At 71.9% G+C, this 17,661-nt stretch carries 11 protein-coding genes; 5 read left to right on the top strand and 6 right to left on the bottom strand.

Features of this window, described 5'->3' with window-relative positions; all coding sequences use genetic code 11:
• Positions 1 to 15 precede the first annotated feature (15 nt).
• Together PYS65_RS11195 and PYS65_RS11190 are read left to right on the top strand one after the other, a co-directional pair.
• On the top strand, positions 16 to 618 hold the full coding sequence (locus PYS65_RS11195; protein WP_279333798.1) for a DUF6114 domain-containing protein: 603 nt from the start codon (positions 16 to 18) through the stop codon (positions 616 to 618).
• Positions 608 to 1,987 carry a hypothetical protein gene (locus PYS65_RS11190; RefSeq protein ID WP_279333797.1) on the top strand — a complete coding sequence of 460 codons (1,380 nt, stop codon included), beginning with the start codon at positions 608 to 610 and terminating at the stop codon, positions 1,985 to 1,987. The genes PYS65_RS11195 and PYS65_RS11190 overlap by 11 nt, the downstream gene beginning before the upstream one ends.
• A 96-nt stretch (positions 1,988 to 2,083) precedes the next feature.
• On the opposite strand, the gene pyk is transcribed toward PYS65_RS11190, so the two are convergent.
• From pyk to pta, 3 genes are all read right to left on the bottom strand, one after another.
• Positions 2,084 to 3,511: a pyruvate kinase gene (gene pyk, locus PYS65_RS11185; RefSeq protein WP_279333795.1), complete on the bottom strand. Its 1,428-nt coding sequence runs from the start codon at positions 3,509 to 3,511 to the stop codon at positions 2,084 to 2,086.
• A gap of 73 nt (positions 3,512 to 3,584) precedes the next feature.
• Positions 3,585 to 4,847: an acetate kinase gene (locus PYS65_RS11180; protein ID WP_279333794.1), complete on the bottom strand. Its 1,263-nt coding sequence runs from the start codon at positions 4,845 to 4,847 to the stop codon at positions 3,585 to 3,587.
• The gene (pta, locus tag PYS65_RS11175; RefSeq protein ID WP_279333792.1) at positions 4,844 to 6,952 is read right to left on the bottom strand and encodes a phosphate acetyltransferase; all 2,109 of its coding nucleotides are present in this window, start codon (positions 6,950 to 6,952) and stop codon (positions 4,844 to 4,846) included. The genes PYS65_RS11180 and pta overlap by 4 nt, the downstream gene beginning before the upstream one ends.
• A 355-nt stretch (positions 6,953 to 7,307) precedes the next feature.
• Between pta and PYS65_RS11170 the strand changes: the two genes are divergently transcribed.
• Positions 7,308 to 8,333: an ATP-dependent 6-phosphofructokinase gene (locus PYS65_RS11170; protein WP_279333790.1), complete on the top strand. Its 1,026-nt coding sequence runs from the start codon at positions 7,308 to 7,310 to the stop codon at positions 8,331 to 8,333.
• Positions 8,334 to 8,620: 287 nt separating this feature from the next.
• On the opposite strand, the gene PYS65_RS11165 is transcribed toward PYS65_RS11170, so the two are convergent.
• A complete protein-coding gene (locus PYS65_RS11165) occupies positions 8,621 to 9,304 on the bottom strand; it encodes a response regulator (protein WP_279333789.1) in 684 nt (227 codons plus the stop codon).
• Positions 9,301 to 10,971, bottom strand: coding sequence for a sensor histidine kinase (locus tag PYS65_RS11160; RefSeq protein ID WP_279333788.1), 1,671 nt, complete (start codon positions 10,969 to 10,971; stop codon positions 9,301 to 9,303). Before PYS65_RS11160 ends, PYS65_RS11165 begins: the two co-directional genes overlap by 4 nt.
• Positions 10,972 to 11,127: 156 nt before the next feature.
• Here PYS65_RS11160 and PYS65_RS11155 point away from each other — a divergent pair, with 156 nt between their 5' ends.
• Positions 11,128 to 12,513: a cation:dicarboxylate symporter family transporter gene (locus PYS65_RS11155; protein WP_279337917.1), complete on the top strand. Its 1,386-nt coding sequence runs from the start codon at positions 11,128 to 11,130 to the stop codon at positions 12,511 to 12,513.
• Positions 12,514 to 12,738: 225 nt separating this feature from the next.
• Entirely contained in the window at positions 12,739 to 15,024 is a 2,286-nt protein-coding gene (locus tag PYS65_RS11150) for a HelD family protein (protein WP_279337916.1), read from the top strand.
• A gap of 36 nt (positions 15,025 to 15,060) precedes the next feature.
• Here the strand turns inward: PYS65_RS11150 and glgB are convergent, their stop codons facing one another.
• Positions 15,061 to 17,616 (bottom strand): 1,4-alpha-glucan branching enzyme, encoded by a 2,556-nt coding sequence (gene glgB, locus PYS65_RS11145; protein WP_279333787.1) that lies wholly within the window; start codon positions 17,614 to 17,616, stop codon positions 15,061 to 15,063.
• Positions 17,617 to 17,661 lie beyond the last annotated feature (45 nt).

Here is a 17,661-nt window from a genome sequence, read left to right as displayed (position 1 = left end):
AGGGAGCTGTTTTCCATGAGCGCCGAGACTCCTGCCGCCTCCGGCCAGTTCACCCGCCGCAGGCAGCAGTTCCGTGCCTGGCGAGGCGCACGGCCGTTCTGGGCCGGCCTGTTCGTCGCGCTCGGCGGCTTTCCGATCATGTACTTCCCGTATGCGAATCTCCGGGTCGGCCATCTGACGCTGACCATGGCGACCACCGCGGGCGCGGGGTCTCTGATCATCGGGGTGCTGCTGGTGGTCCTCGGCGTCAGTCTGTGGGTCCAGGAGCACATCCGGGTCTTCGCGGGTGTCGCGGCGATCCTGCTGGGGCTCGTCTCCATTCCGGTGTCCAACTTCGGTGGCCTCGGCATCGGCTTCCTGCTCGCGCTGGTCGGCGGGGCGATGGCCGTCGCGTGGGCGCCGGGCATCCCGCCCGAGCAGGAGGTGCAGACGGCTCCCCCGGGCCGGGGCGGCTTTCCGCAGAGCGCGGAACCCGGCACCACGGCCACGGGACGCGTGAAGGACACCACGGCAAGGGAGGACGGGGGTCCCTCCCGGGCTCCTGAGGCACAGGGCGAGAACGATCTGTCAGGAACGAGCCCGGCGAACGGGGCGAACGGGAGGCACAGTGCCGGCTGACGAGGTGACCCGCGGGACCGATGGGGAGACGTTCCGTGTGAGAACCGGGCCGCGCCACGCGGCACCCAAGAAGCCGCTGTTCACCAGACTCCACATGCCTGCCGGGAAAGCGATCGCCCTCGCGGCGATGCCGACCGCGGTCCTCATGGGAATGGGGTTCACGCCGACGCTCGCCCAGGCCGAGGACCGGCCGCAGGCGAAGAACCTGACCGCAGACGAGTACAAGGACTGTCTGAAGGCCCTGGAGGAGTCCGAGGACGACGCGTCCTCCCCGGCGAGCGACACGGCGGCTCCGTCCTCCGGCGCCGACGCCACCACGGAGCCGAGCCCCTCGGCCTCCGCCAGGGACGGCAGGACCGCGAACCCGGGCACGGGCGAGGGCACGGACAACGGCTCGTCCTCTTCACCTCCTTCGTCGGGGCCGGGTCCGGGTTCGGGTCCGGGTCCGGGTTCCGGTGACTCCGGCGACGAGGAGGAGCCCGCGCCCGCTCCGTCCGCGGCCTCGGGCGCGCGGGGTTCCGGAGGGCAGAGCGAACCCGCGCCCACGCCCTCGGAGACCGGGCGCAACCTCCTGGAGGACATCGGGGACGCCGTCAAGGACGTCCTCACCCCCCAGGACAGGAAGGCCGAGGAGAGCCCGAGCCCCACCCCGTCGGCCTCCGCCGTCGAAGCCGTCGAGAAGGCCACCGAAGCCGCGAAGGACACCGCCGGGGAAGCCGCCGACACGGCGGCCGGGGCGGCGGAGGGCGCGGGGGAGGCGGCCGAGACCCCGGCGGCCCCGGAGGCTCCGGAAACCCCGGCGGCCCCGGACCCGACGGATCCCGTCACCACCTCGCCGAGCCCCTCCGCGTCGGCCGCACCGCCCGCACCGTCCGGGAGTGCCGCGACCGACCTCGACGGCTGTCCGATCGCCACCGACGCCGAGGGCGGGGTCGACAACAGGGTCCCGCTGCCCGAGGACCCCTGGTTCCTGAACGCCAGTTCGCTGCTGCTGAGGGGCGCCGACTACCGGGGCATCGTCGAGGTCCGGACCGCGAGCGGCAAGGTCAAGAAGGTCCTGAAGTACGTGGTCTCCGACGGCACCGACATCGGCGACCTGCACCAGACGGTCGAGGACAGGTCGATCGGCAAGACCCACCACGTGCAGGCGGCCAAGGGGTCGATGTCCACCATCCGCGACGGCGACACCGTGATGTACACGGAGCGCATCTCCGGCAAGCTGCTCGGGCTGATCCCCGTCACCTTCGACCCCGAGAACCCGCCGCCGCTCAACATCCCCCTGATCTACTTCACCGATGTGACGGTCCAGCAGGCCGGCCAGTTCGGCGGCACCCTGCACGTACCGGGACTGCGGCAGTACGTCACCTGAGTACCGGCGTCGGCCCCTTCCGGCTTCCGGGAGCCGCACACCGCCGAGGGCGCCCCCTGGAGAGAGGGCGCCCTCGACGTCGTGCACGCGGGTGGGTCAGCTGTGGGGTCCGCCCATGTGGTGGACGCGGACCATGTTGGTGGTGCCGGGGACGCCGGGCGGCGAGCCGGCGGTGATCACCACGATGTCGCCCTCGTCGAAGCGGTGGAGCCGGACCAGCTCCTGCTGGACCAGGTCGACCATCTCGTCGGTGCTGTTCACGAACGGCACGACGTGCGGCTCCACACCCCAGCTGAGCGCGAGCTGGTTGCGGGTGGACTCGTCCGTGGTGAACGCCAGGATCGGCTGGCCGGTGCGGTAGCGGGACAGCCGCCGGGCCGTGTCGCCGGACTGGGTGAAGGCCACCAGGCCCTTGCCGCCGAGGAAGTCGGCGATCTCGGCGGCGGCACGCGCCACCGAACCGCCCTGGGTACGCGGCTTCTTGCCGGGCACCAGCGGCTGCAGGCCCTTGGACATCAGCTCCTGCTCGGCCGCCTGGACGATCTTCGACATCGTCCGCACGGTCTCGACCGGGTACGCGCCCACGCTCGACTCGGCCGACAGCATGACCGCGTCGGCGCCGTCCAGGATCGCGTTGGCCACGTCGGAGGCCTCGGCGCGGGTCGGACGGGAGTTGGTGATCATCGACTCCATCATCTGGGTCGCCACGATCACCGGCTTGGCGTTGCGCCGGCACAGCTCGATCAGGCGCTTCTGCACCATGGGGACCTTCTCGAGCGGGTACTCGACGGCCAGGTCGCCGCGGGCGACCATCACACCGTCGAACGCCATCACGACGTCCTCCATGTTCGCCACCGCCTGCGGCTTCTCCACCTTGGCGATGACGGGCACCCGGCGGCCCTCCTCGTCCATCACGCGGTGGACGTCGGCCACGTCCTTGGCGTCCCGGACGAAGGACAGCGCGACCATGTCGCAGCCCATGCGCAGCGCGAACCGCAGGTCCTCGATGTCCTTCTCGGACAGCGCGGGCACGTTCACGGCCGCGCCGGGCAGGTTGATGCCCTTGTGGTCGGAGATGACACCGCCCTCGATGACGATCGTCCGCACCCGGGTGCCCTCGACGTCCAGCACCTTCAGTTCGACGTTGCCGTCGTTGATCAGGACCTGGTCGCCGCGGGAGACGTCGCCCGGCAGGCCCTTGTAGGTCGTTCCGCAGATGGTCCGGTCGCCGGGGACGTCCTCGGTGGTGATGGTGAACTCGTCACCGCGCACCAGCTCGACGGGGCCCTCGGCGAAGGTCTCCAGACGGATCTTCGGGCCCTGGAGGTCGGCGAGGACGCCGATGGCCCTGCCGGTCTCCTTGGCGGCGGCACGGACCCTCTCGTACCTGCCCTGGTGCTCGGCGTGCGAGCCGTGGCTGAAGTTGAAGCGGGCCACGTTCATGCCGGCTTCGATCAGGGCGACGAGCTGCTCGTGGGAGTCGACCGCGGGGCCGAGAGTACAGACGATTTTGGAACGGCGCATGGGGCGATCCTATCGGTTTGTTTCGCTCCGGAATATTCCGTCTGGCGGAAGATACATATGAGAAAGTCGCTGCTCAGTTGCGCTTTCCGGCCAGTGCGTAGGTCTGTGTGGCGATCTCCATTTCCTCATCCGTCGGTACCACGGCGACCGCGACCCGCGCACCCGCGGGCGAGATCAGCCGCGGCCCGTCACCGCGCGCGCCGTTGCGCTCGGCGTCGACCGCCAGACCCAGTTCCGTCAGGCCCGCCACGGCCGCCTCCCGTACCGGAGCGGCGTTCTCGCCGACCCCGGCGGTGAACGCCACCGCGTCCACTCGTCCGAGAACGGCGTAATAGGCGCCGATGTACTTCTTCAGACGGTGAATGTAGATGTCGAACGCGAGCTTCGCCTGTTCGTCGCCCGCGTCGACCCGGCGGCGGATCTCCCGCATGTCGTTGTCACCGCACAGGCCGACCAGTCCGCTCTTCTTGTTGAGGAGAGTGTCGATCTCGTCGGCGGACATGTCGCCCACACGCATCAAATGGAAGATGACGGCCGGGTCCATGTCTCCGGACCGGGTACCCATCACCAGCCCTTCCAAGGGCGTCAGCCCCATGGAGGTGTCCACGCACCGCCCGCCCCGCACCGCCGAGGCGGACGCCCCGTTGCCCAGGTGCAGCACGATCACGTTCACGTCCTCGGGTGCCTTCCCCAGCAGCCGGGCCGTCTCCCGGGACACATACGCGTGCGAGGTGCCGTGGAAGCCGTAGCGGCGGACGCGGTGCCGGTCGGCGGTCTCCACGTCGATCGCGTAGCGGGCGGCCGACTCCGGCATCGTGGTGTGGAAGGCGGTGTCGAAGACGGCGACCTGCGGCAGGTCCGGGCGCAGCGCCATGGCGGTACGGATGCCCGTCAGGTTGGCCGGATTGTGCAGCGGGGCGACCGGGATGAGCCGCTCGATCTCGGCGAGCACCGCGTCGTCCACGACGGTCGGCTCGGTGAAGTGCATCCCGCCGTGCACCACCCGGTGCCCGATCGCGGCCAGTTCGGGGGAGTCGAGCCCCAGCCCGTCGAGGGCCAGTTCCTCGGCCATCGCCTTCAGGGCGGCGTCGTGGCCGGCGACCGGGCCGGTCCGCTCGCGTGTTCTCCCGCCCGACGCCAGCGGCGTGTGCCGGACCAGCGAGGTTTGCTCGCCGATCCGCTCGACCAGGCCGGACGCGAGCCGGCTGCGGTCCCGCATGTCCAGCAGCTGGTACTTCACCGACGAGGAGCCGGAGTTGAGGACGAGGACCCGGGAGGGGGCGGCCGAGTGCGGCTCGTCGGGCAGGGCGGTGGTGGGGGACGGACGGGCGCTCACTGGGTGGCTGCCTTCTCGTTCGGGGCCGGGGACCCGGCGACGGACTGGGCCTGGATCGCCGTGATGGCGACGGTGTTGACGATGTCCTGGACGAGGGCGCCCCGGGACAGGTCGTTGACCGGCTTGCGCAGACCCTGCAGCACCGGGCCGACCGCGATCGCGCCGGCCGAGCGCTGCACGGCCTTGTAGGTGTTGTTGCCGGTGTTCAGGTCGGGGAAGATCAGCACGGTCGCCTGCCCGGCGACCTCGGAGTCCGGCAGCTTGGTCGCCGCGACCGACGGCTCCACGGCCGCGTCGTACTGGATCGGCCCCTCGATCCGGAGGTCGGGACGGCGGGCCCGCACCAGCTCGGTCGCCTCGCGCACCTTGTCGACGTCGGCGCCGGAGCCGGAGGTGCCCGTCGAGTACGACAGCATCGCGATCCGCGGCTCCACCCCGAACCGCGCGGCCGTGGCCGCCGACTGCACGGCGATGTCGGCGAGCTGCTCGGCGTCGGGGTCGGGGTTGACCGCGCAGTCGCCGTACACCAGGACCCGGTCGGCCAGGCACATGAAGAAGACGGAGGACACGATCGAGGAGTCCTGCCGGGTCTTGATGATCTCGAAGGCCGGCCGGATGGTCGCGGCCGTGGAGTGCACCGAGCCGGACACCATGCCGTCGGCGAAACCTTCCTCCACCATCAGCGTGCCGAAGTAGTTCGGGTCCGAGACGACGTCGTAGGCCAGCTCGACGCTGACCCCGCGGTGGGCGCGCAGGGAGGCGTACTTCTCGGCGAAGGCGTCGCGCAGCTCGGAGGCGGCCGGGTCGATCAGCTGGGTGTCGCCGAGGGCGATGCCGAGGTCGGCGGCCTTCTTGCGGATGTGGTCGACCGGCCCCAGCAGGGTGAGTTCGCACACGCCCCGGCGCAGCAGCACCTCGGCCGCGTGCAGCACCCGCTCCTCGCCGCCCTCGGGCAGGACGACCCGCCTGAGGTCGGAGCGGGCCTGTTCGAGCAGTTTGTGCTCGAACATCATCGGCGTGACGCGGTCGCTGCTGGGCGCGGAGACCCGCCGGGTGAGGTCGGCGGTGTCGGCGTACCGCTCGAAGAGGCCGAGCGCGGTCTCCGCCTTGCGCGGGGTGGCCGCGTTCAGCTTCCCCTCCAGGGAGAACAGCTGCTCGGCGGTGGGGAAGCTGTTGCCGGGCACCGACAGGACCGGGGTGCCGGGGGCGAGGCGGGCGGCGAGGGTGAGGATGCGGTCGTCGGGCACCTCGTCCAGGGTCAGCAGCACCCCGGCTATCGGCGGGGTGTTGGTGCTGTGCGCGGCCAGCGTGCCGACGACCAGGTCGGCGCGGTCGCCCGGGGCGATGACCAGGCAGCCCGGGGTCAGGGCGGCGAGGAGATTGGGCAGCATGGCGCCGCCGAAGACGAAGTCCAGGGCGTCGCGGGCCAGTCCGGAGTCGTCGCCGAGCACCACCTTCGCGCTCAGGGTGTGGGCGATCTGGGCCACGGTGGGGGCGGCCAGCGCGGGTTCGTCGGGCAGGACGTAGCAGGGCACCGGCAGCCGGGAGGCCAGCCGCTCGGCGATCTCGTCCCGGTCCTCGACGGCCACCCGGTTGACCACCATGGCGAGCACGTCGCAGCCCAGCGTCTGGTAGGCGCGGAAGGCGTTGCGGGTCTCGTCGCGCACCGACTCGGAGCTCTGCCTGCGGCCGCCCACGACCGGGATCACCGAGGCGCCGAACTCGTTGGCGAGGCGGGCGTTGAGGAACAGCTCGTCCGGGAACTGGGTGTCGGCGTAGTCGGTGCCGAGGACGAGGACGACGTCGTAGTCGCGGGCGACGGCGTGGAACCGGTCGACCAGCGTCGACACCAGTTCGTCGGAGCCGCGTTCGGCCTGGAGGGCGGACGCCTCCTGGTAGTCCATGCCGTAGACGGTCGCCGGGTCCTGGGTGAGCCGGTAGCGGGCGCGCAGCAGTTCGAAGAGGCGGTCGGGGCCTTCGTGCACCAGGGGACGGAAGACGCCCACCCGGTCGACCTGCCGGGTCAGGAGTTCCATGACCCCCAGTTCGACGACCTGGCGGCCGTCGCCTCGGTCGATGCTGGTCACGTACACACTGCGGGTCACGCGTGCTCCGTTTCGTCGGGGGTCTCGCGGTGCTTGTCGGCCCTGCGGGATCCGGCCCGGACGCCGCGCTCGCCGGAGCGGGCTGATCCCCCTCGACAGTACCTCCGGCGCTGGTGGGGGGCCCGCCTGCGGGATGCGGCCCCGGGCCCGGGGCGCGGGGCCGGGGCGGTTTTCGGACAGGGCCGGGCGAACGGCCGGACCGGGGACCCGACGAGCGGCCGGGGCGGGGAACCGGTGGGCGGCCGGGACGGGAGACCGGTGGGCGGCCGGGACGGGGGGCCCGGCGGGGCCGGGCGGCATGGAACAATCGGAGCTGGCTCACCGGTATCCACAGCGACCAGGAGACGACAACACGATGCGCATCGGAGTTCTCACCGCAGGCGGCGACTGCCCCGGCCTGAACGCCGTGATCCGGTCGGTTGTGCACCGAGCGGTCGACAACTACGGCGACGAGGTCATCGGCTTCGAGGACGGCTACGCGGGCCTGCTCGACGGCAACTACCGGACCCTCGACCTCAACGCGGTCAGCGGCATCCTGGCCCGCGGCGGCACCATCCTCGGTTCCTCCCGGCTGGAGCGCGACCGGCTCCGCGAGGCCTGCGAGAACGCCTCGGACATGATCCGCGACTTCGGTATCGACGTCCTCATCCCGATCGGCGGGGAGGGCACGCTCACCGCCGCCCGCATGCTGTCGGACGCGGGACTGCCGGTGGTCGGCGTCCCGAAGACGATCGACAACGACATCTCCTCCACCGACCGCACCTTCGGCTTCGACACCGCCGTCGGCGTCGCCACCGAGGCGATGGACCGGCTGAAGACCACCGCCGAGTCCCACCAGCGGGTGATGGTCGTCGAGGTCATGGGCCGGCACGCGGGCTGGATCGCCCTGGAGTCCGGCATGGCCGCCGGCGCCCACGGCATCTGCCTGCCCGAGCGGGCCTTCGACCCGGCCCAGCTGGTCAAGATGATCGAGGCGCGCTTCGCCCGCGGCAAGAAGTTCGCGGTGATCAGCGTCGCCGAGGGCGCCCACCCCGCCGACGGCACCATGGACTACGGCAAGGGCGCGATCGACAAGTTCGGCCACGAGCGCTTCCAGGGCATCGGCACGGCGCTCGCCGCTGAACTGGAGCGCCGCCTCGGCAAGGAGGCCAGGCCGGTCATCCTCGGCCACACCCAGCGCGGTGGCACGCCGACCGCGTACGACAGGGTGCTCGCCACCCGCTTCGGCTGGCACGCGGTGGAGGCCGCGCACCGCGGGGAGTTCGGGAAGATGACGGCGCTGCGCGGCACCGACATCGTGATGGTCCCGCTCGCGGAGGCCGTCACCGAACTGAAGACGGTCCCGCAGAACCGCATGGACGAGGCCGAGTCGGTCTTCTGACCGGCCCCGGCGGCCGGGGAGGAGACGCGCGCGGGCCCGCCCGCGCCGGCCCCGGCCGCCCCGCCCGGCGTCGAAACCGGCACCGTGAACGCGGTGGTCGGCTGACTCGGCACGAAGAGGACCGTCAGCGGGGACGGCCGGTCGATCCGGTCGAGCCGGTCCAGGGGGAGCGGAAACGGGAGAGCGGGCAGGCCGCAGACGCCCGTACCACCCGGGCCGGCGGGACGCGCGGTGCGAGGCGCGGGGCAGGGCGCCGTACCCGGTGAAGGCTTCGGCGCCTCAGCACCTCACCGCCCCGTCACCCACCGGTACTGCAACTCCGGCCGTCCCACGGTCCCGTACTGCGGGCGCCGGGCCGCGCGGCCCGCGTCCACCAGGTGCTCCAGGTAGCGGCGGGCGGTGATGCGGGAGATGCCCACCGCCTCCGCCGCCCCGCTCGCGGTCAGGCCCTCCCCGGCGTCCCGCAGGACCACGGTCACCCGCTCCAGGGTCGGCGCGCTCAGGCCCTTGGGCAGGGCGGCCGGTCCGGGGGCGCGCAGAGCGGCCAGCGCGCGGTCCACCTCGGCCTGGCCGCTGGCCTCGCCCACGGACGCGCGGAACTCGGCGTACCGCACCAGGCGGTCCCGCAGCGTCGCGAAGGTGAACGGTTTCAGCACGTACTGGACGACGCCCAGCGACACCCCCTCGCGCACCACCGCGAGGTCCCGTGCCGAGGTCACCGCGACGACGTCCGCGTGGTGTCCGGCCGTCCGCAGCGAGCGGGCCAGCTGCAGTCCGTGCACATCGGGCAGGTGCAGATCGAGGAGGAGCAGGTCGACGGGGGTGCGCTCCAGCGCCCGGCGGGCCTCGGCGCCCGTGGTCGCCTTGCCGACCACGACGAACCCGGGCACCCGGCCGACGTACATCACATGGGCGTCGGCGGCGACCGGGTCGTCCTCCACCACCAGGACGCGGATGGGTCTGTCGGTCATGCCCCGCCTCCCGCGCCGGAGCCGACGCCCTCGGCGTCCGCACCGCTGCCGGCCGTGACCGCGCCGACGGCCCGCAGCGGGAGCCGTACCTCGAAGTGGGCGCCGCCCTCCTGCGCCGAGGTCACCGTCAGCGTGCCGCCGTGCCGGTGCGCCGTCTGCCGTACCAGCGCCAGACCCAGCCCCCGGCCGTCCGGCCCCGACGGCTTGGTCGTGAAGCCGCGCTGGAAGACCGCCTCGGTGTGGTCCGGGGCCACGCCCGGGCCGGTGTCGGACACCTGCAGGATCAGCTCCGTACCGGCGTCGGTGAGGGCCGTGACCGTCACCCGGGCACTGAGGCCGCCCTGCGCCGCGTCCACCGCGTTGTCGATCAGGTTGCCCAGGATGGTGACCAGGTCGCGGGCGGGCAGGCTCTCCGGCAGCAGCCCGTCGTCCAGTCGGCTGGCCGGTGAGACCACCAGCTCCACGCCCCGCTCGTGGGCCTGGGCCGTCTTGCCCAGCAGCAGTGCGGCCAGCACCGGCTCGCCCACCGCCGCCACCACCTGGTCGGTGAGCGCCTGGGCGAGCTCCAGCTCGGCGGTCGCGAAGTCCACCGCCTCCTCGGCCCGGCCCAGCTCGATCAGCGAGACGACGGTGTGCAGCCGGTTCGCCGCCTCGTGCGCCTGCGAGCGCAGGGCCTGTGTGAAGCCCCGCTCCGAGTCCAGCTCGCCCATCAGCGACTGGAGCTCGGTCACGTCGCGCAGGGTCACCACGGAACCGCGCCGCTCACCGCCCGACACCGGTGAGGTGTTCACCACCAGCACCCGGTCCGCCGTGAGATGCACCTCGTCCACCCGGGGCTCCGAGGCGAGCAGCGCGCCCGTCAGCGGTGCCGGGAGACTGAGCTCCGCGACCGACCTGCCCACCACGTCCTCCTCCGGGGCCACCCCCAGCAGCTCCCTGCCACCGTCGTTGATCAGCGCCACCCTGTACTGCCCGTCCAGCATCAGCAGCCCCTCGCGCACGGCGTGCAGCGCGGCCTGATGGTAGTCGTGCATGTGGCTGAGCTGCCTCGCGTTCATCCCGTGGGTGTGCCGGCGCAGGCGGGCGTTGATGACGTACGTGCCGATCGCGCCCAGTCCGAGCGCGCCGGTCGCGACCGCGAGCAGGGCCGTCAGCCGGGCCTGCGCGCGCTGGCTTATCTCCTCGACCCGGATGCCCGCGCTGACCAGGCCGACGATCCGGTCGCCGTCCCGGACCGGGGTGACCGCGCGGACGGACGGGCCGAGGGTGCCGGTGTAGGTCTCGGTGAACGTCCGGCCCTGAAGGGCGGGCCCGGTGTGGCCGCGGAAGGGCAGGCCGAGCTGGTCCGGGTCGGGGTGGGTCCAGCGGATGCCCCGCGGATCCATGATCGTGACGAAGTCGATGTCGGTGTCGCGCACCACCGCCAGCGCGTACGGCTGGAGCGTGGCCGAGGGGTCGGGGGTACGGATCGCCTCGCGTACCGAGGGGGAGTCGGCCACCGAGAGGGCCACGGCCCGTGTCTGGTGGCTCGCCGCCTCCTCGGCCTGGCTGCGGTCGCTGAAGTAGCTGAACAGGGCGTATCCCACCACGAGGACCGCCACCAGCACCGCCTGCATGGCGAAGAGCTGGCCCGCGAGGCTGCGGGGCCGGGGGAGGGCGATGCGCATCCCGACAGTGTGCCCGCCGCACGGGCGTGAACTAAATGAACGGAAGGGTGACCACGCTCACAAGACGGGACATAGTCACGGCGTTCCCCGAATTCTCATCCCCCGGACGTGAGCCGCACGCCGGTCGATGCCGACGACGTCATCAAGGAGGCCGCCGTGACCAGCACCCCCGATACGGCACCTGCCGCTCCCCAAGTGAAGCGGGACCGCACGCACTATCTCTACATCGCGGTGATCATCGCGGTCGCCCTCGGTATCGCCGTCGGTCTGTTGGCCCCCGACTTCGCGGTCGAGCTGAAGCCGATCGGCACGGGCTTCGTGAGCCTGATCAAGATGATGATCTCGCCGATCATCTTCTGCACCATCGTGCTGGGCATCGGCTCCGTGCGGAAGGCCGCCAAGGTCGGCGCCGTCGGCGGTATCGCCATGGTCTACTTCCTGATCATGTCGCTGGTCGCGCTCGGCATCGGCCTGATCGTCGGCAACATCCTGGACCCCGGGACGGGTCTCGCGGTCACCGACGCGGTCAAGGAGACCGGTCAGGCCCAGGTCGACGCGGAGGCCAAGGACACCACCGAGTTCCTGCTCGGCATCATCCCGACCACGATCGTGTCCGCCTTCACCCAGGGCGAGGTCCTGCAGACCCTGCTGATCGCCCTGCTGTGCGGCTTCGCGCTGCAGGCCATGGGCAACGCCGGCCAGCCGGTCCTGCGCGGTATCGAGCACATCCAGCGGCTGGTCTTCCGGGTCCTCGCCATGATCATGTGGGCCGCCCCGGTCGGTGCGTTCGGCGCCATGGCCGCGGTCACCGGCTCGGCGGGCCTGGACGCGCTGAAGAGCCTCGCGGTGCTGATGCTCGGCTTCTACATCACCTGTGCGCTGTTCATCTTCGTGGTGCTCGGCGCGCTGCTGCGGATCGTCGCGGGGCTGAACGTCTGGAGCCTGTTCAGGTACCTGGGCCGCGAGTTCCTGCTGATCCTGTCCACCTCCTCGTCCGAGTCGGCGCTGCCGCGGCTCATCGCGAAGATGGAGCACGTGGGCGTCAGCAAGCCGGTGGTCGGCATCACCGTGCCGACCGGCTACTCCTTCAACCTCGACGGCACCATGATCTACATGACCATGGCCTCGCTGTTCATCGCCGACGCCCTGGGCACGCCGATGTCGGTGGGCGAGCAGATCACGCTGCTGCTCTTCCTGCTGATCGCCTCCAAGGGCGCCGCCGGTGTCTCCGGTGCCGGCCTGGCGACGCTGGCCGGCGGTCTGCAGTCGCACAAGCCGGCCCTGGTGGACGGCATCGGCCTGATCGTCGGCATCGACCGCCTGATGAGCGAGGCCCGCGCCCTGACCAACTTCGCGGGCAACGCGGTCGCCACGGTGCTGATCGGCACCTGGACCAAGGAGATCGACAAGGAGCGGGTGAACCAGGTCCTCTCCGGGGCCCTCCCCTTCGACGAGACCACCCTGCTGGACGACCACGACGGCACCGGCCCCGCCGAGGCCCCCGCAGCAGCGGGCAGCGAGAAGGAACTCGCCAAGGCCTGACGCACCCAGCCCCCCCGGGCTTCCCCCGCCGCCGAGCGGCCGGACTCCTTCCCCCGTGAGCCCGGCCGCTCGGCCCTTCCGGTCCTCCTGACCTTTCCGGCACTTTTGGCCGCAGACACAAGAAAACCCCCGGGTAATTGCGCCCGGGGGTTTTCACTGCGTATATTCATTGACTTGCGACTTCGATTATGGCAAGTCGCAAGTAAAGTTCACTGGGCGTAGTGTATCCGGGCGGGAGCGGAATTGTCAAACAGCGAATTTCCGGACCATGAATTCCGGCAGGAACAGGAATTCATCGACGGACTGTACGCACGGGTGGACGCCCTGCGCGGTGACACCGAGGTGTCTCTCACGGACGCCCTCGAGCAGGGCAACACGCCCATGCAGGCCAGGCTGGAGCGGGACATCCTCGTCGCCGAGCGGTCCGGGCTGCTCGCCGCGCTGAACGCGGTGGACGGCTCGCTGTGCTTCGGCCGGATCGACCTCTCCTCGGGCCGCACCCACCACATCGGCCGGATCGGTCTGCGCGCCGACGACGCCGAGCGCACCCCCGTCCTGATCGACTGGCGCGCCGACGTCGCCCGCCCCTTCTACCTGGCCACCGGCCACACCCCGATGGGTCTCAGGCGCCGCCGGCACATCACCTCCGAGGGGCGCACGGTCACCGCCCTGCACGACGAGATCCTCGACCTCGGCGACGAGACCCGCACCGGCCACGAGGACCCGACCGGCGACGCCGTGCTGCTCGCCGCGCTCAACTCCGCGCGCACCGGCCGCATGGGCGACATCGTGCGCACCATCCAGGCCGACCAGGACCGCATCATCCGCGCCCCGCACCGGGGCGTGCTGGTGGTCGAGGGCGGCCCCGGCACCGGCAAGACCGCGGTCGCCCTGCACCGCGCCGCCTACCTCCTCTACGAGTACCGCGAACTGCTGGCCCGCCGCGCCGTCCTGATCGTCGGACCCAACCCGGCGTTCCTCGGCTACATCGGCGAGGTGCTGCCCAGCCTCGGCGAGACCGGGGTGCTCCTGGCGACCGTCGGCGAACTGTTCCCCGGTGTGCGGGCCACCCGGGCGGACACCCCCGAGGCCGCCGCCGTGAAGGGGCGGGCGGACATGGCGGACGTCCTCGCCGAGGTCGTCCGCGGCCGGCAGGCGCTGCCCGACCCGGTGATCACCATCGAGCACGACCGCGAGATCCTGATGCTCGACGACGGCCTGGTCCGGGTCGCCCGGGAACGCACCCGCGCCGCCAAGCTGCCGCACAACGTGTCCCGCGAGTACTTCGAGGGGCACATCCTCAACACGCTTACCGACATGGTCGCCGAACGCATCGGCACCGACCCCTACGACGGCTCCAATCTGCTCGACCCCAGCGACATCACCCAGATCCGCGACGAACTCGCCGAGAACCCCGAGGTGTGGTCCGCCGTCGACCGGCTGTGGCCCCTGCTCACCCCGCAGCGGCTGGTCGCCGACTTCCTCGCCGAGCCCGAGGACTTCCTGCCCGCCGAGGACGCCGCCGCGGTCCGCCGCCCGGTGACCAGGCACTGGACCGTCGCCGACGTACCGCTGCTCGACGAGGCCGCCGAACTCCTCGGCGAGGACGACCGGCCGGCCCGGGAACGGGCCGACCGCGAGCGGCGCACGCAGATCGCCTACGCGCAGGGCGTCCTGGACGTGTCGTACGCCTCCCGGACCTACGAGTTCGAGGACAAGGAGGAGGACGACCCCGAGTCCTCCGAGGTGCTGTCCGCGCACGACATCATCGACGCCGAACGCTTCGCCGAACGGCACGAGGAGGACGACCACCGCAGCGCCGCCGAACGGGCCGCCGCCGACCGCACCTGGGCGTTCGGGCACATCGTCGTCGACGAGGCGCAGGAGCTGTCGCCGATGGCCTGGCGGCTGCTGATGCGGCGCAGCCCGACCCGCTCGATGACCCTGGTCGGCGACCCCGCGCAGACCTCGGAGGCGGGCGGTGTCGGCTCCTGGGAGGACATCCTCGCCCCGTACGTCGAGGACCGCTGGGAGCACACCCGGCTCGGCGTCAACTACCGCACCCCGGCCGAGATCATGGACGTCGCGGCGGCCGTGGTCCGCGCCGAGCACCCCGGCTTCGAGCCGCCCGGGTCGGTCCGCTCCACCGGCGTACGCCCCTGGGCCCGCGCCACCGACGACCTGCCCGGCGCCGTCGCCGAGGCCGTCGCGGAACTCGGCGTGCCGCAGGAGGGCCGGCTCGCCGTCGTCGCCCCGCGCGACCTGCACCGCGCGCTGGCCGCCCGGCTGGACGGGGTGACGGCCGGCGCCGAACCCGATCTGACGCAGGGCGTGGTCCTGCTCGACCCGCGCCAGGCCAAGGGGCTGGAGTTCGACTCCGTCCTGGTGGTCGAGCCGGGGCGCTACGGCACCAGCGACCTGTACGTGGCACTGACCCGCGCCACCCAGCGGCTCGGCGTCCTGCACACCGGGCCGCTGCCGAAGCCGCTGGCCGACGCCCTGGCGCAGTAGCGCACCCGCCGGGGCGCAGAGCCCGCCCCCAGGCTCTCAGGCCGGGCGCAGCCACACCGTCGCCAGGGGCGGCAGGGTCAGCCGGATGCTCGCCGGCAGGCCGTGCCACCCCTGCGGCTCCGGCTTGACCGGGTCCGGCCGGCCCACGCCGCTGCCGCCGTAGCGGGCCGCGTCGGTGTTCAGGACCTCGTGCCAGGCGGGCACGTCGTCGGGGACGCCGATGCGGTACTCGTGCCGGACGACGGGGGCGAAGTGGGACACCGCGAGCAGCGGTGAGCCGTCGGAGTCGTACCGCAGGAACGCCAGCACGTTGTCGTCGGCGGCCTCCCCGGTCACCCAGCGGAAGCCGGACGGCTCGGTGTCGCACCGCCACAGCGCGGGAGTGCGCCGGTACTCGGTGTTGAGGTCGCGCACCAGATCGCGCACCCCGCGGTGGTCGGCCTCCGCGCCGTAGGCCGGGTCCAGCAGCCACCAGTCCGGGCCGTGCGCCTCCGACCACTCGGCGCCCTGCGCGAACTCCTGCCCCATGAAGAGCAGTTGCTTGCCCGGGTGGGCCCACATGAAGCCGAGATAGGCGCGCAGGTCGGCGCGCTGCCGCCACCAGTCGCCGGGCATCTTCGACACCAGGGACCGCTTGCCGTGCACCACCTCGTCGTGCGAGATCGGCAGGACGTAGTTCTCGCTGTAGGCGTACACCATCGAGAACGTCATCTCGCCGTGGTGGTACTTGCGGTGGACCGGTTCGTGGCTCATGTACCGGAGCGAGTCGTGCATCCAGCCCATGTTCCACTTCAGGCCGAAACCGAGCCCGCCGAAACCGCTCGGGCCCCCGTGATGGGTGGCCCGGGTGACCCCGTCCCAGGCCGTGGACTCCTCCGCGATCGTCACCACCCCCGGCACCCTGCGGTACACCGTCGCGTTCATCTCCTGCAGGAACGCCACCGCGTCCAGGTTCTCCCGGCCGCCGTGCTCGTTCGGCGTCCACCGGCCGGGCTCGCGCGAGTAGTCGAGGTAGAGCATGGAGGCGACGGCGTCCACGCGCAGTCCGTCGATGTGGAACTCCTCGCACCAGTACACGGCGTTGGCGACCAGGAAGTTGCGCACCTCGCGCCGCCCGAAGTCGAACTCCAGGGTCCCCCAGTCGGGATGGGCCGCCCGCAGCGGATCCTCGTGCTCGTACAGCGGCCGGCCGTCGAACTCGGCCAGCGCCCACTCGTCGCGCGGGAAGTGCGCCGGCACCCAGTCCATCAGCACCCCGATGCCCGCCCGGTGCAGCGCGTCCACCAGGTACCTGAAGTCGTCCGGGGTGCCGAGCCGGGCCGTGGGCGCGTAGAACCCGGTGACCTGGTAGCCCCAGGACGGACCGTAGGGATGCTCGGCGACCGGCATCAGCTCGACATGGGTGAACCCGAGGTCCTTCACGTACGCGGGGAGCTGATCAGCCAGTTGACGATACGTCAGTCCGGGTCGCCAGGACGGCAGATGCACCTCGTACACCGAGAACGGGCTGCGGTGCGCGGGTGCTTCGGCGCGGCGCTCCAGCCACTCGGCGTCGTCCCACTCGTACCGCGAGGACGTGACGACGGACGAGGTGGCCGGCGGGACCTCCGTGCGGCGCGCCATCGGATCGGCGCGCAGGGTCCGCGAACCGTCGGGACGGGTGATCTCGAACTTGTACAGCTCGCCCTCGCCGATCCCCGGCACGAACAGCTCCCACACCCCGGACGAGCCCAGCGACCGCATCGGATGCCCGGTGCCGTCCCAGAAGTCGAAGCCGCCCGCCACCCGCACCCCGCGCGCGTTCGGCGCCCACACGGTGAAGCGGGTGCCGCTCACGCCCTGGTGGGTCATGGGGTGCGCGCCGAGCGCGGTCCACAGCTCCTCGTGGCGGCCCTCGCCGATCAGATGCAGGTCGAACTCGCCCAGCGCGGGCAGCAGACGGTACGCGTCCTCGATCTCCCGCACCGCCTCCTCGTACGTCACCAGCAGCCGGTACGCCGGGACCTCCCGGAACGGCAGCAGCGCCGAGAAGAACCCGTCCCCGTCGTCGTGCAGGTCGGCGGTGAGGCCCCCGGAGACCACGGACACGGCCCGGGCGTACGGCTTGAACGTCCGGAACACGACCCCGCCGGGCACCGGGTGCGCGCCGAGCACGGAGTGCGGGGCGTGGTGCGTGCCGTTCAGCAGCCGCTCCCGGTCGTCGGGGCCCACGGCGGGGGAGACCGCGGTCTCCGCCTCGGGCGGCGCGGGCCGCCCGACGGCGGAGGGCCTGCCGACGGCCTGTTGCGCCCTGGTCTTCCGCGCTCCGGCCTTCCGTTCCCTGGCTTTCCGCGCCCTGACCTTCTTCGTCGCGGCCTTCCTCGTCCCGGGTTTCCTCGTCCCGGGTTCCTTCTCGGCGGCCTTCGCCGCCCCGTCTTTCTCGGCCCCGGTCTTCTCGGCGGCGGTCGTCTTCTCGGCGGTCGTCTTCTCGGTGGCGGTCCGCTTCACCGCCGCGTCCTTCTTCACGGCGGTCTTCTCCGCCGTGGCCTTCCGGGACATCTGCTCGGCCGGCTGCTCCGGACGCGAACCGCTGGACTCGGGACGGGGGGTCACGGACGGAGCCTCCTGGTCGACGTGCGGGGCAGACGGGAGTGGATC

Source organism: Streptomyces cathayae (genome assembly GCF_029760955.1).
Classification (GTDB): Bacteria; Actinomycetota; Actinomycetes; order Streptomycetales; family Streptomycetaceae; genus Streptomyces; species Streptomyces cathayae.
Note: the sequence above shows the minus strand (reverse complement) of the source record. Positions and strands in the feature narration are given on the sequence as shown.